The following is a 13,076-nucleotide window of genomic DNA, read 5'->3' on the forward strand; positions in this document are numbered from 1 at the left end:
CTCAACCATATTGCGCCGTGATTCGGCTTATTTGGAGGGCGCCGGGCCGGTGGAACCGCGGACGGTGAGGTGGGTGGGCATGACGGCGAGCCGCCGGCTGGAACCGGCGTGAAGGGGATCCAGTTGGGCGAGGAGCATGGACACGGCCACCCGCCCTGCCTGCTCAATGGGTGAAGCCATGGTGGTGAGGGGTGGATTGCAGAAGTCGGCGCCGAAAATGTCGTCGCAACCCACAATGCTCATGTCTTCAGGAACGCGGATCCCGCGCTCCCGGAGGCGCTGCAGCATGCCGATGGCCAGGAGGTCGTTGAAGACGATGCAGGCCGTTGCCCCGGTTCGCGCTGCGGCGTCGGCGGCTGCTGCTCCGGACGTTGTTTTGGGGGTGAAGGGTCCTACCCGGGAGGTCGTCAGTCCCCGATCGCGGCTTTCCTCCTCAAAAGTCTTCCAGCGTTTGGCGTTTGACCATGACGACGCCGGGCCCCCGACGTAGCAGATCCTGGTGTGGCCCAGCGACGTGAGGTGTTCAAGGGCCTGGACCACGGCTCCGGGGGTGTCGATGACCACCGTGGGGGCGTTGGCTGAGGAACGGTTAATGGTGACGATTGCCTGTGAGGTTGCTGCCTCAAGGATCTGGGCGTCGGTGAGGCGCGATGCGGCGAGGATGAATCCGTCAGCGGTCCGCTGCATTTTCTGGAGGGTGTCTGCTTCCATTTCAGCTGACTCTTCCGTATCCACCAGAAGCTGCGTATAGCCGGCGGCTTTGAGCTGGTTTTGGGTGCCCCGGATGATATCGAAGTAGAACGGGTTGGTGACATCGGGAACCAGCAGGGCGATGGCATTGGTTCGGCCGGAGCTAAGGCTGCGGGCCTGCGAACTGGGGACGTAGTTGAGCTCGGCGGCCACTTTCTCGATGCGTTCACGCGTTGCCCTGTTCACGCGGTCCGGATTGGAAAGGGCCCTGGAGACAGTGGATGTGGCCACTCCCGCCAAGGCAGCAACATCCTTGATTGTGGGTGCGGATCCCCGCCCGTTCGTCTCAGCCATAAAAAGATTGCACCATCTAATGGCAACTTTTGGCAACCGCTTGCCGCATCCTTGCCACACTCCTAGACTCGAAGCCGAAAGCCCCTGTGACGTGGACCACTATCGGGCTGTGTATCCAAGGAGGAAACAATGAGGTTTGCACCATCAGCCAAACTTGCCGCCGTCGCTTTGACGGCCACTTTGGCACTGACAGCCTGTGGGGGGAGCGGCAGCAGCACGTCGGCCAGCTCCGGAGGTGCCGTCGACGGAGCAGGCAAGACACTGAATGTCCTGACCGGTGTCAACAATCAATACCCGGAAGAACAAAAGAAGTGGCAGAGCGACATTGCCGCCAAGTTCAAGGCCAAGACCGGCGCCGAAGTGAAGTTCGAAACCTTTGCCTCAGCCAACGATGAACTGACCCGTATCCAAACTTCCGTTGTTTCCGGCCAAGGCCCGGACGTCTACAGCTTGGGCACCACGTTCACGCCCACCGCCTACGCCACCAAGGCCTTCGTGACACTTTCCGATGACGACTGGAAGAAGGTCGGCGGGAAGGACCGGTTCAACCCGGCCGCCCTTGGCATTTCAGGCCCGGACTCCGATCATCAGGCGGGCATCCCGTTTGTCAGCCGTCCGTTCGTCATGGCGTACAACAAGGACCTTCTTGCGGCCGCCGGCATCGAGAAGCCTGCGACCACCTGGGATGAGCTCGCCGACCAGGCAAAGAAGATGACCAACGCCGGGACCGGAACCTACGGCCTGGCCACCGGGTACAAGGACAATTTTGATCCCTGGAAGTTCATTTGGGCCATGTCCGTTCAGGCAGGCAACCCGCTGGTGGACGGCAACAAGCTGAAGATGGATGACCCCACGGTCAAGAAGGCCTACGAAACCTACTTCGGCTGGCTCACCAAGGACAAGGTGGTGGATCCGGCAGCGATCGGCTGGAGCAACAGCAACGCGGTTGCAGCCTTCGCCTCCGGCAAGGCCGGATACCTGATGATGACCACCTCCAGCTCCATTCCTACCTTGGACAAGTCCGCCATTGCCGGCAAGTACGCCTACTCCCTCATGCCCACGACAGCGCCGGGCGAGTCTTCCCCCAAGGGCGACGGTGACAAGGCCGCCAGCATCCTTTCCGGCGACAACGTCGTGGTCGCGGACTACTCCCAGCAGAAGGACCTGGCGTTCGCCTACATCGAGATGATTACGTCCAAGGACGAGCAGCTGAACTATCAGAAGATCTTCGGTGAGCTCCCCGCAAACGCCGAGGCACTCGCCACCCTGACCGATCCGAAGCTGAAGCCGATCGCAGATGCTGCCGGCAAGTCGAAGGCAACTCCCTTCACTGGCGCATGGGGCGACATCCAGCTGGGGCTCCTGAACGTCACGGTCCAGTCCATCCCGGACCTGGCCAAGGGATCTGTTGATGAGAGTGCCCTGGAATCACGCTTGAAGGACGCCCAGTCCAAGGGCCAGGCTTCCCTCGACCGGGCTGCGAAGTCCTAGGCAGGGCCTCCCATGTCCACGGATTCCTTCAGGGAAATGAAACCCGTGTCCGGTCCGGCTGCCCGCGGGCAGCTGGCCCGGTCCGGGCCGACAAAGCCAGCGCTCGACGCCGGTGACTCGCCGACCGCAGGCACCGGAACCTTCCAGCCAGCCGGCGGTGACCGGAAGCCCGTCCGCCGCAAGGGCCTGAGCGAGCGCAATCGACCCCTATGGATGCTGATTCCCGGCGGTTTGCTGATGTTCGTCATCATCGTGGTGCCGCTGTTCCTGGGCATCTACATGTCGACGCTCAACCTCGACCAGTACTCGCTGCGCAAGTGGATCAGCGCGCCGTTCATCGGCGTCGGGAACTTTGTGGAGGCCCTGACCGATTCGCCGCTGCTGCACTCGGTGTGGCTGAGCGTCAGCTACTCGCTGATCGCCATGCTCGTCACCTTGCCGCTGGGCATCGCAGCGGCTGTTGCCACGCAGAATTCGTTCAAAGGCCGCGCCCTGGTGCGCTCGATTTTCCTGATCCCGTACGTGCTGCCGTCCTTTGTGGTGGCAACCGTATGGCGGACCATGTTCCAGCCCGACGGAGTCGTCAACTCGGCCCTGGGTGTGTTCGGCGTTGACGGTGGCTTGTGGCTCAACGGACCGCAAACGTACTGGACGCTGATCCTGGTCCAGATCTGGGCGTCCTGGCCGTTTATCTACCTGCTGGCACTCTCCGGCCTGCAATCCGTGGATCACGAAGTCCATGAGGCCTCGGCCCTGGACGGCGCCTTGTGGTGGAACAAGCTGCGGTACGTCATCTTCCCGTACCTCAAGGGTCCGTTGTCGCTGGCATTCCTGATCGGCATGCTGCACCACATCAATAACTTCACGCTCCCGTACGTCCTGTTCGGCGTACCGGCCCCGTCCGACGTCGAAGTGCTTCCGATCCTCACGTACGTCACCAGCTTCCAGAGCTTCCGCTTCGGTCTCAGTGCGGCCATGGCCTTCGTGTCCCTGGTGCTGATCGCCATTCCGCTGTTCATCTACCTGCGCGCCGTCAAGCTTGACGACGCCGAGACGCCTGGAGGCAAGAAGTGAGCGCGTCAACCACCTCAGTGCGCGGCACGGCCCACGGCGGCACGGCGGGAAGCACGTTCCGGCCTGGTTCCAAGCGGCAGAACGAAGTAACCCGTCTCTTACCTGGTCCAATGCTGGCGATCATCCTGACGGTGCTAAGTGCCATAGTGCTCATCCCCGTGGCCTACATCTTTTTGGCCTCGGTGAATTCCGACATCGGCGTGGCTAAGGGTGAATTCTGGCCGTCAAGCTTCTCGCTGGAGAACTACACCAAGATCTGGTCCAGCGTGGGCCTGGCCAAGGGGCTTGCCAACAGCGTCCTGGTCGCGGGGGCTACTGCGGTGGTGTCGGCAGCCATGTCCGTGTCCATCGCCTATGTCCTGGTCCGCTACCAGTTCCGCGGGCGGCTCACTATTCTCCGTGGCCTGCTGGCCCTGCAATCGGTGCCGGGTACCCTGATGGTCCTTCCGGTATTCGTGCTCTTCTCCTCAGCCGCCAGCTACCTTGGCATCCAGGTGATCGGTACGCAATGGGGCCTCTTTGTCACGTACCTGACGTTCGCCATGCCGTTCTCCACGTGGGTGATGGTCACCTATCTGCGCGGCCTGCCGCGCGAACTGGAAGAGGCAGCAAGGATCGACGGTGCCAGCAACCTTGGCGTCCTGGTCCGGATCATCCTCCCGCTCAGCTGGCCCGGAATCGTGGTCTCGGGGATCTTTGCTTTCCTGCTGGGCTGGAACGATGTCCTCTTTGCCTCGGTGATGACCCGCCCCGAAAGCCAGACGGCAGCGGTAGCCCTCCAGATCTTCGGCGCTTCGCAGGAGGGTGGAGCCATTCCCTTCTACGGCCAAATGATGGCGGCTTCGCTGGTTTGTGCGGCGCCCGTCGTGATTCTCTACCTGATTTTCCAACGTTACCTAGTGGGCGGTCTCACCGCCGGAGGAGTTAAGTAGCAATGACCGGTCAAGCAACAGTCCAGTGGACGCTTTCGGGCTTCGGAGACGAGATCGACGACGACCCGGTCCTGCAGATCGCGGTGCTCCAGGCCCTGGGAGCGAACCACATTGAAGTCCGCAGTGCGTGGGGAACCAACATCGTGGATCTGACGTCGGGGCAGTTGACCGAACTCAAGAAACTGCTCGATGCAGCGGGAATGGGTGTTTCGGCCATCGCTTCGCCAATCGGCAAAGTGGACGTCACGCTGCCGGTGGAACACGAGGTTGAGCGACTTCAACGGGCAGTCAACGCCGCCCAGGTTCTTGGTTCCCGCTACATCCGCATCTTTTCCTTCTACTACGGGGAAGGAGTGGCCGTGGACAGCATCCGGGACGATGTCATTGAGCGGATGCGTGCCCTGGCCGACGTCGCCGAACGGTCCGGAGTGGTCCTTCTCCACGAGAACGAGAAAGACATTTTCGGCGATACCCCCGACCGCGTCCTGGACATCATCGAGTCCGTAAACTCGCCGGCCTTGAAGGTCGCCTGGGATCCGGCCAACTTCGTCCAGGTAGGGGTGAAGCCTTTCGATGAGGGCTACGCAAAACTCCGTCCCCACCTGGAATACCTGCAGGTCAAGGACGCGCGGTTCGCGGACGCCGTCGTGGTTCCTGCCGGTGAGGGCGACGGCGACCTGCTCCGCACGGTGGAGGCGCTGAAGGCCGACGGATTCGTAGGATTCGCAAGCCTTGAGCCCCATCTGGCCGGGGCCCATGGACTGGGCGGCTTCTCCGGGCCGACCGCTTTCGGGATGGCAGCCCGAGCCTTTGCCAAAGTCGTCAACGAAGCAGGAGTGGAAACCAAATGAGCACCGAATCGTCCAACCCCATCATCAACGTCGCCATCGCCGGTTGCGGCACCATCGGGCGCACGCACGCTGCGTCCGTTGCCGCGATCGCGGACCTGCAGGTCACGGCCTTGGTGGACGAAATCGCAGAAGCCGCGGATGCCTTGGCCCAGCACATCGAAGACCAGGGTGCCGCCCGGCCGGCCACCTTCCGGAGCCTGGACGAAGCGTTCGCAGGTGCCGCCGTCGATCTTGTCATCATTGCCACACCCAGCGGACTTCACATTGAGCAGGCGCTGGAGGTGCTCAACTCCGGCAAGCACGTGGTGATCGAAAAGCCGCTGGATGTGAACCTGAACCGTACCGACGAGATCCTGGCGGCAGCCAAAGCAGCTGAAGGAAAGGGCCTGGTGGCCAGCGTCATCAGCCAGCACCGCTTCGATCCCGCGAGCATCGTGGTGGACGAAGCCCGCCGGGCCGGACGCTTCGGCCGGCTGACCTCGGCCATCGCCTCGGTGAGCTGGTATCGCAGCCAGGGCTATTACGACTCCGGCGCCTGGCGAGGCACCTGGGCCATGGACGGTGGCGGGGCCGTAATGAACCAGGGCGTGCACACAGTGGATCTCCTGCTGTGGTTCCTGGGCACCCCGGTGGAGATCAGCGCCAAGACGGCCCTGCTGGCACACACCGGCGTTGAAGTCGAGGACACCGCGGTGGCCACGGTGACGTTCGAATCCGGCGCGCTTGCGGTACTCCATGCCACCACCGCCGCCTATCCCGGGCTCAGCGTCAGGCTTCAGGTCATGGGCAGCAAAGGCTCGGCAGTGATTGACAGCGACAACCTCCAGTTCTTCCATGCTGCGTCCTCCGAGGAAGAGACCCAGGGTGGACCGATGGGAATGCCTGGCGCGGGCAACCAGGCCGAGGAGGAACTCGCAAAATTCGCTGAAGCGGCGCCGCAATCCAACCTGGACCCCACCGTCTATCCGGCCGGACACATCCGCCAATACCGGGACGTGGTGGAAGCCATCCGCAACGGCCGGCCGGCAGGGGTCACCGTCGAGGACGCAGTGCGGGCATTGGCCACCGTACGCGCGCTGTACGTCTCGGCCACCCTTGGCCGCCCAGTGCTCATTGCGGACGTGGTTGCCGGCAAGTACAACGACGTTGAGGTGCGCACCGGCAACGGGCACTTCGAGGAGGTCTCCGCATGAAATTCTCCGTCTTCACGGCCTCGACGCCGGAATGGACACCGCAGGAAGCAGCCATTGAACTGGCGGCACAGGGCTGGGACGGCATCGAATGGCGGGTCACGGACCAGGCTGAATCTCCGGAACCCGGGTTCTGGGCCGGAAACAAGGCCACATGGCCCATGACCGGCCTGGAGGAATCGCTGCCGGAGATTGCCCGGATCACCTCGGACGCCGGCCTGGAGTACTCCGGCCTGGGCGGTTACGCCCGCTGCGATAACCACGACGGCGTGGAGCGCGTCCTCGCCGCCACGGCCGCGTTGGGAGCACGGCAGGTCCGGGTCAACGTGCTGCCGCTGGGTAACTCCACCATGGGAGGGGGCGAACCCAGCGGAGTGTCCTACCCGGAGCTCTTCGAGGCCACACGGGAACACTACGAATGGGTGGCCGGTCGTGCCGCACACCACGGTGTCAAGGCACTTGTGGAGCTGCATCACGGGACGGTGACCGCATCTGCTTCGTCCGCCCGTCGCCTCCTGGAAGGCCTGGATCCACGGCACGTCGGGGTCATTCACGACCTCGGCAACCTGCTGATCGAAGGCTGGGAGTCTCCGCTGCCGGCCCTTGAACTGTTGGGGCCCTACCTGTCGCACATCCATGTGAAGAACGCTCGCTGGGTACAGGCAGGAGAACGTGACGAGTCCGGGGCGGCGGTGTGGCAGAACGAGTGGGCGCCGCTCGCCGAAGGGCAGGGGAGCGTGCTTGCCTACTTCAAAGCACTGGCCGACGTCGGTTACGACGACTGGGTCACGGTGGAGGACTTTTCCACCGCCCTTCCACTCGCCGAACGCACCGCAGGCAACCTTCAGTACTTGCGCCGGGTGGCAGAGCTGGCCGGATTGTCAGTTCCTGCCAGCGCCGATCTCCCCGCCGGTTCCATCCCGAAAGGCTGACTCCATGTCCCAGTCCCTTGCCACCCACCCCGACCGCCTGCTCCCGGCGGATCCGGGGACGCGCAGCATCGCGCGTGCCTTGTTGGAGCGGGTCCAGGACCTGCCCATCATTTCTCCGCACGGCCACGTGGATGCGGCAGTGATCGAACAGAACACGCCCTTCCCGGATCCTGCGGCGTTGCTGGTCACACCGGACCACTACGTCACCCGGCTGATCCACGCTTCAGGAGTTCCGCTCGACAAACTCCAGCCACAAGCGGGGGCGCGCAACATCTGGCGGTCCTTCTGCGAGGCCTGGCCGTTGTTCGATGGCACCGCTTCCGGGTACTGGCTGCGGACTCAGTTCGAGTCGGTGTTCGGCTGGCAGGGTGAACTGTCCGCAGGGAGCGCGGACGCCAGCTTCGAGGCGATTTCGGCGAAGCTGGCGGAGCCCGGCTTCCGCCCCCGTGAGCTGTTCAAGGACTTCAATATCGAGGTCCTTGCCACCACGGACGATCCTTTGGACAGCCTGGACAGCCACCGCGCGTTGGCCGCCGACCCATCGTTCCACGGCCGCGTACTGCCCACTTTCCGCCCGGACGCGTATATCAACATCGCGCACCCCGCATGGCAAGCCAACGTGGAACGGCTCATCGCGGAAGCGTCCGACGGCGGCACGGGCTACCGCGGGTACCTCACCGCCCTGGAGAATCGCCGCCGCTACTTCGTGGACCACGGGGCGGTGTCCGCGGACCATGGCGTGAGGACCCCCGCGACCCTCAAGCTGGACCAAGCCGAAGCGGAGGCCCTGTTCTCCCGGGCCCTTTCCGGACAGGCAAGCGCCCAGGACCGCGACGCGTTCGAAGCCCACATGATGTACCAGATGGCCAGGATGTCCGTGGAAGACGGCTTGGTGATGACCATCCACCCGGGTTCCTTCCGCAACCACCATCAGCCCACCTTTGAAGCTTTCGGAGCGGACACCGGCCACGACATTCCCGTTGCCATCAACTACACCGAGGCTGTCCGGCCCCTCCTCCAGGACTTCGGTACTGCCGATAACTTCCACCTGGTGCTGTTCACCCTGGATGAAACCGTCTTCTCCCGCGAACTCGCACCACTCGCCGGTTTCTACCCCTCGGTCTACATCGGTGCCCCGTGGTGGTTCCTGGATGCCCCCGATGCCATGCTCCGGTTCCGCTCGGCCGTCACGGAAACCAGTGGCTTCTCCCGCTCGTCCGGGTTCATCGATGACACCCGGGCGTTCTGCTCAATTCCGGCACGGCATGACGCCTCGCGCAGGATCGAGGCCTCGTTCCTGGCGCGGCTCGTTGCCGAGCACCGCATCAGCGAGGACCGCGCACATGAGCTGATTGTCGACGTCGTCGATTCTTCTCCGCGACGGGTCTTCAAACTATGAGTGCCGGGCAGCTGCCGGCACGCCTCAGCCGGGCCATCGCGTTTCCCGGGCAGGCTGCGCCCCCAGTGCGCATGGTGCACCTTGGCCTGGGGGCGTTTCACCGCTCGCACCAGGCGTGGTACACCCACCATGCCGGGGATGCCTCCGAATGGGGCATCGCCGCATTCACGGGGCGCAGGCCAAGGGCTGCAGATATTCTGGCTGAGCAGGACGGCGTGTTCACGCTGGTGGAGCGATCGGGTGCAGCCGATTCCTTCGAGGTCATCGGCAGCATTGTCGAAGCCGTGGACGGCGCAGACGTCAAGCGGTTGGCCGAGCTGATAGCAGCTCCTGCCACCGTGGTGGTCACCCTGACCATCACCGAAGCCGCATACGCTGCGGCCGGAGACGAGACGCCGCTGGCACGCCTGGTCGCAGCGCTCGCGGCCCGCAAGGATGCCGACGCCGGTCCGATCGCCGTGGTCAGTTGCGACAACCTCGCGGGGAACGGCACGGTAGCCCGGAAGGCAGTGCAGGCCATTGCGGAAGCTGCTGATCCGGCCCTTGGTCAATGGATCCGCGCCAATGTGAGCTTCGTCGGCACTTCCGTGGACCGGATCACGCCGCGGACCACGCCTGCGGACCTTGTGGAAGTGGCCGAACAGTGCGGGTACCGGGATGAGGCCGCCGTGGTGGCGGAGCCTTTCCGTAACTGGGTCCTGAGCGGAGATTTCCCGGGCGGGCGCCCCCGCTGGGAGGACTCCGGCGCTGTTTTCGTGGACGATCTGGAGCCCTACGAGAACCGCAAACTCTGGCTCCTTAACGGCGCGCACTCCATCCTTGCGTACGCCGGACTCGTCCGGGGCCACACGACTGTTGCCGAAGCCCTGGCCGATGAGGTGTGCAGGGCCGCAGTGGAGGCGTTTTGGGATGAGGCTTCCCGCCACCTGTCCGGTGAAGCCCTGGATGTTCCGGGGTACCGGCAGGCCCTGCTGGAAAGGTTCGGTAACTCGCGGATAGCCCACCACCTGTCCCAGATCGCAACGGACGGGAGCACCAAGTTGCGCATGCGTGCCTTGCCTGTGCTGGCCGCCGAACGCGCCCAGGGCCGTTCCGGAGACGGAGCTGCACGCATGATCGCGTCCTGGATCGCGTACGTGTCCGCCACCGAAGACGTCCAGGACCCGCTTGCAGAGGACATCAGAACCGCGAAAACGCACGACGGCGAACAACGCACCGCTGCGCTGTTGGCGCTCATCAATCCGGGCCTGGCCGAAGACACTGCCCTGCTTTCCCACATCCACCGGCAGCAAAGCGCCATTGACGCTGCCCGCACCCACGCATAGACCCTTGGAAGGAATGCCAACCATGAAAATCACTGCCGCTGAGGTCTTTGTGACCAGCCCGTCCCGGAACTTCGTCACCCTCCGCATCACCACGGAAGACGGTGTGACCGGCATCGGCGATGCAACCCTGAATGGCCGTGAACTCGCTGTGGCGGCCTACCTCAAGGAGCATGTGGCCCAGCTGCTCATCGGCAAGGATCCGCACCGGATCGAGGACACCTGGCAGTTCCTGTACCGCAGCTCCTACTGGCGCCGGGGCCCGGTCACCATGGCGGCCATTGCCGCCGTCGACATGGCGTTGTGGGACATCAAGGGCAAGTTGGCCGGGATGCCGGTCTACCAGCTCCTGGGCGGAGCGTCCCGGAACGGGCTCCGGGCTTATGGCCATGCCTCGGGCTCCGACATCCCCTCCCTGTTCGACTCCGTCCGCGAGCACCTTGAATTGGGCTACAAGTCCATCCGGATCCAGACCGCCATTCCCGGCATCAAGGCCGTGTATGGTGTTGCCGCGCAGGCCCAGGCCTCAGGCGAACGTTACGACTACGAGCCCGCCGGACGAGGCGCGTTCCCGCAGGAAGAAGACTGGGACACCCGCGCCTACCTCCGCCACCTGCCCACAGTGTTTGAAGCCGTGCGCAACGAGTTCGGCCCCGAAATCCCGCTGCTGCACGATGGGCACCACCGCATGACCCCCATCCAGGCGGCCAAGCTCGGCAAGGCGCTGGAACCATACGACCTCTTCTGGCTGGAGGATTGCACACCCGCTGAAAACCAGGAGGGCCTGCGCGTGGTCCGCCAGCACACCACCACTCCGTTGGCCATCGGCGAGATCTTCAATACCGTGTGGGACTTCCAGACCCTCATCAAGGAACAGCTGATCGACTATGTCCGTGCCGCGTCAACGCACTTCGGCGGGATCTCGCCGCTGAAGAAGGTCATGGACTTCGCCGCGCAGTATCAAATCAAGTCCGGCTTCCACGGACCCACCGACATTTCCCCGGTGGGCTTCGCCGCCCAGTTGCACGTTGGCCTGGCCATCCACAACTACGGCATCCAGGAATACATGCAGCACTCGGACAAGACCAACGAGGTCTTCCAGCAGTCCATGACCTTCAAGGACGGCTATCTGCACCCCGGAGACAACCCCGGCATCGGCGTCGAATTCAACGAGGAAGCCGCGGCAGCCTTCCCCTACCAGCAGGCCTACCTGCCGTACAACCGCCTCGTGGACGGAACTGTCCACGACTGGTAAACCCCACCACGTTCGGATGATGGAACCTCACCGATGCGCCCATGGCCAGGACGGTCTTATGCGCCTCTGATTCCCTGTTCCCAGAAGGGAGTTCCTCCCCGCCATCACGGAGGAACGAGCTTGAGCCCGGCGATGCCCATGAGGCGCCGCCGGGCTTTTGCGTGTCGTTCCGGCTGCGCGAGCATAATTGTGAACGCTAACAACGTTTCATGTCAAGACTTTTGAGGGCGCTGCCCGTCCGCAACCATTTCGTGATCTACAGCACTTGACCGACGGTATTGTTAGCGTTCACAATGGCATTCGCACCACCTTGAAGTGGCATGTGCCGCCCCCCAAGCCCACAGGCCCACCAAAGCGTTACCGTGCCGGACGCGCAGATGCTCCGGCTGCATCAGAGTTCGCGGCAATGCTGCCGCGGAAGGAGAGCAACGTGAGATTGAAGAAACTCCTGGGCGCCGTAGCGGTTGTCCTTACCTTGACCGTCGGAGCCACGGGCTGCGGCAGCCGTGGAGGCGGTGCCGAGGCCAGCAGCGCCGCGAAACCTGCCGATTCACTGGTGGGTATTTCGATGCCGACGCAGACGTCCGAACGCTGGATTGCTGACGGCGCCAACGTTGAGAAGTCCTTGAAGGACCTCGGCTACAAGACCGACCTTCAGTTCGCCAACGATGACATTCCCACCCAGGTTTCCCAGATCGAGAACATGCTGACGAAGGGTGCCAAGGCACTCATCATCGCCGCGATCGATGGCACCACCCTGACCGATGTCCTGGCCAAGGCCAAAGAGCAGAACGTCAAGGTCATCGCTTATGACCGCCTCATCAACGGAACGCCCAACGTCGACTACTACACCACCTTCGACAACTACACCGTTGGCGTCCAGCAGGCTACCTCCCTGCTGACCGGCCTGGGTCTTCTTGACGCAAGCGGCAAGAAAGTAGACGGCAAGGGCCCGTTCAACGTTGAGCTCTTCGCCGGCAGCCCTGACGACAACAACGCCAACTTCTTCTGGACCGGCGCCATGGACACCCTCAAGCCCTACATGGACGCAGGCACGCTGAAGGTTCCCAGTGGCCAGACCAAGTTCGAACAGGCAGCCATCCTTCGCTGGCAGGCACCCGTAGCCCAGAAGCGCATGGAAGACATCCTCACCTCCGCCTACAGCTCAGGCACCAAGCTCAACGGTGTTCTGTCCCCTTATGACGGTCTGTCCATCGGCATCATCTCCGCACTGACCAGCACCGGCGGTTACTCCACCGGAAGCCTGCCGGTAGTGACGGGCCAGGACGCCGAGAAGGGCTCTGTGAAGTCCATCATCGCCGGTGAGCAGTACTCCACGATCTTCAAGGACACCCGCCAGCTCGGCGCGCAGGCCGTGAAGATGGTTGACGCGGTCCTCAAGGGAACCGAGCCGGAAACCAACGACACCAAGACCTACAACAACAAGGTCAAGGTTGTCCCGGCCTTCCTCCTGAAGTCCGTCATCATCACCAAGGACAACTTCCAGAAGGAACTCATCGACTCGGGTTACTACAAGGAATCCGACGTCAAGTAGCACCCTGCGTGGCTCCGCCGTCCAGCGGCAC

The 13,076-nt window shown here is 63.3% G+C and carries 11 protein-coding genes; 10 read left to right on the forward strand and 1 reads right to left on the reverse strand.

The features are described 5' to 3' along the window. Positions 1–27: 27 nt before the first annotated feature. The gene (locus QRM57_RS01015; RefSeq protein ID WP_284985214.1) at positions 28–1,044 is read right to left on the reverse strand and encodes a LacI family DNA-binding transcriptional regulator; all 1,017 of its coding nucleotides are present in this window, start codon (positions 1,042–1,044) and stop codon (positions 28–30) included. A 129-nt stretch (positions 1,045–1,173) separates the two neighbouring features. Between QRM57_RS01015 and QRM57_RS01020 the strand changes: the two genes are divergently transcribed. The 10 genes from QRM57_RS01020 (at position 1,174) to chvE (ending at position 13,045) form a co-directional block, all read left to right on the forward strand. Then, positions 1,174–2,535 carry an ABC transporter substrate-binding protein gene (locus tag QRM57_RS01020; protein WP_284985215.1) on the forward strand — a complete coding sequence of 454 codons (1,362 nt, stop codon included), beginning with the start codon at positions 1,174–1,176 and terminating at the stop codon, positions 2,533–2,535. A 12-nt stretch (positions 2,536–2,547) separates the two neighbouring features. Beyond that, positions 2,548–3,609: a carbohydrate ABC transporter permease gene (locus tag QRM57_RS01025; protein WP_284985216.1), complete on the forward strand. Its 1,062-nt coding sequence runs from the start codon at positions 2,548–2,550 to the stop codon at positions 3,607–3,609. Continuing rightward, positions 3,606–4,541, forward strand: a complete 936-nt coding sequence (locus QRM57_RS01030; protein ID WP_284985217.1) for a carbohydrate ABC transporter permease — start codon at positions 3,606–3,608, stop codon at positions 4,539–4,541. Before QRM57_RS01025 ends, QRM57_RS01030 begins: the two co-directional genes overlap by 4 nt. Before the next feature lie 2 nt (positions 4,542–4,543). After that, positions 4,544–5,392, forward strand: a complete 849-nt coding sequence (locus QRM57_RS01035) for a sugar phosphate isomerase/epimerase family protein (protein WP_284985218.1) — start codon at positions 4,544–4,546, stop codon at positions 5,390–5,392. After that, positions 5,389–6,585 (forward strand): Gfo/Idh/MocA family protein, encoded by a 1,197-nt coding sequence (locus QRM57_RS01040; RefSeq protein WP_284985219.1) that lies wholly within the window; start codon positions 5,389–5,391, stop codon positions 6,583–6,585. Before QRM57_RS01035 ends, QRM57_RS01040 begins: the two co-directional genes overlap by 4 nt. Beyond that, on the forward strand, positions 6,582–7,514 hold the full coding sequence (locus tag QRM57_RS01045) for a sugar phosphate isomerase/epimerase family protein (RefSeq protein WP_284985220.1): 933 nt from the start codon (positions 6,582–6,584) through the stop codon (positions 7,512–7,514). The genes QRM57_RS01040 and QRM57_RS01045 overlap by 4 nt, the downstream gene beginning before the upstream one ends. 4 nt (positions 7,515–7,518) lie before the next feature. Further along, entirely contained in the window at positions 7,519–8,913 is a 1,395-nt protein-coding gene (gene uxaC, locus QRM57_RS01050; protein ID WP_284985221.1) for a glucuronate isomerase, read from the forward strand. Beyond that, entirely contained in the window at positions 8,910–10,238 is a 1,329-nt protein-coding gene (locus QRM57_RS01055; protein ID WP_284985222.1) for a mannitol dehydrogenase family protein, read from the forward strand. Before uxaC ends, QRM57_RS01055 begins: the two co-directional genes overlap by 4 nt. Positions 10,239–10,260: 22 nt before the next feature. Further along, positions 10,261–11,490: a D-mannonate dehydratase ManD gene (manD, locus tag QRM57_RS01060; protein WP_284985223.1), complete on the forward strand. Its 1,230-nt coding sequence runs from the start codon at positions 10,261–10,263 to the stop codon at positions 11,488–11,490. A gap of 406 nt (positions 11,491–11,896) precedes the next feature. Beyond that, on the forward strand, positions 11,897–13,045 hold the full coding sequence (chvE, locus tag QRM57_RS01065; protein WP_235521357.1) for a multiple monosaccharide ABC transporter substrate-binding protein: 1,149 nt from the start codon (positions 11,897–11,899) through the stop codon (positions 13,043–13,045). Positions 13,046–13,076 lie beyond the last annotated feature (31 nt).

Origin of the sequence: Arthrobacter sp. fls2-241-R2A-172, assembly GCF_030208885.1 — a bacterium.
Taxonomy (GTDB): Bacteria; Actinomycetota; Actinomycetes; order Actinomycetales; family Micrococcaceae; genus Arthrobacter.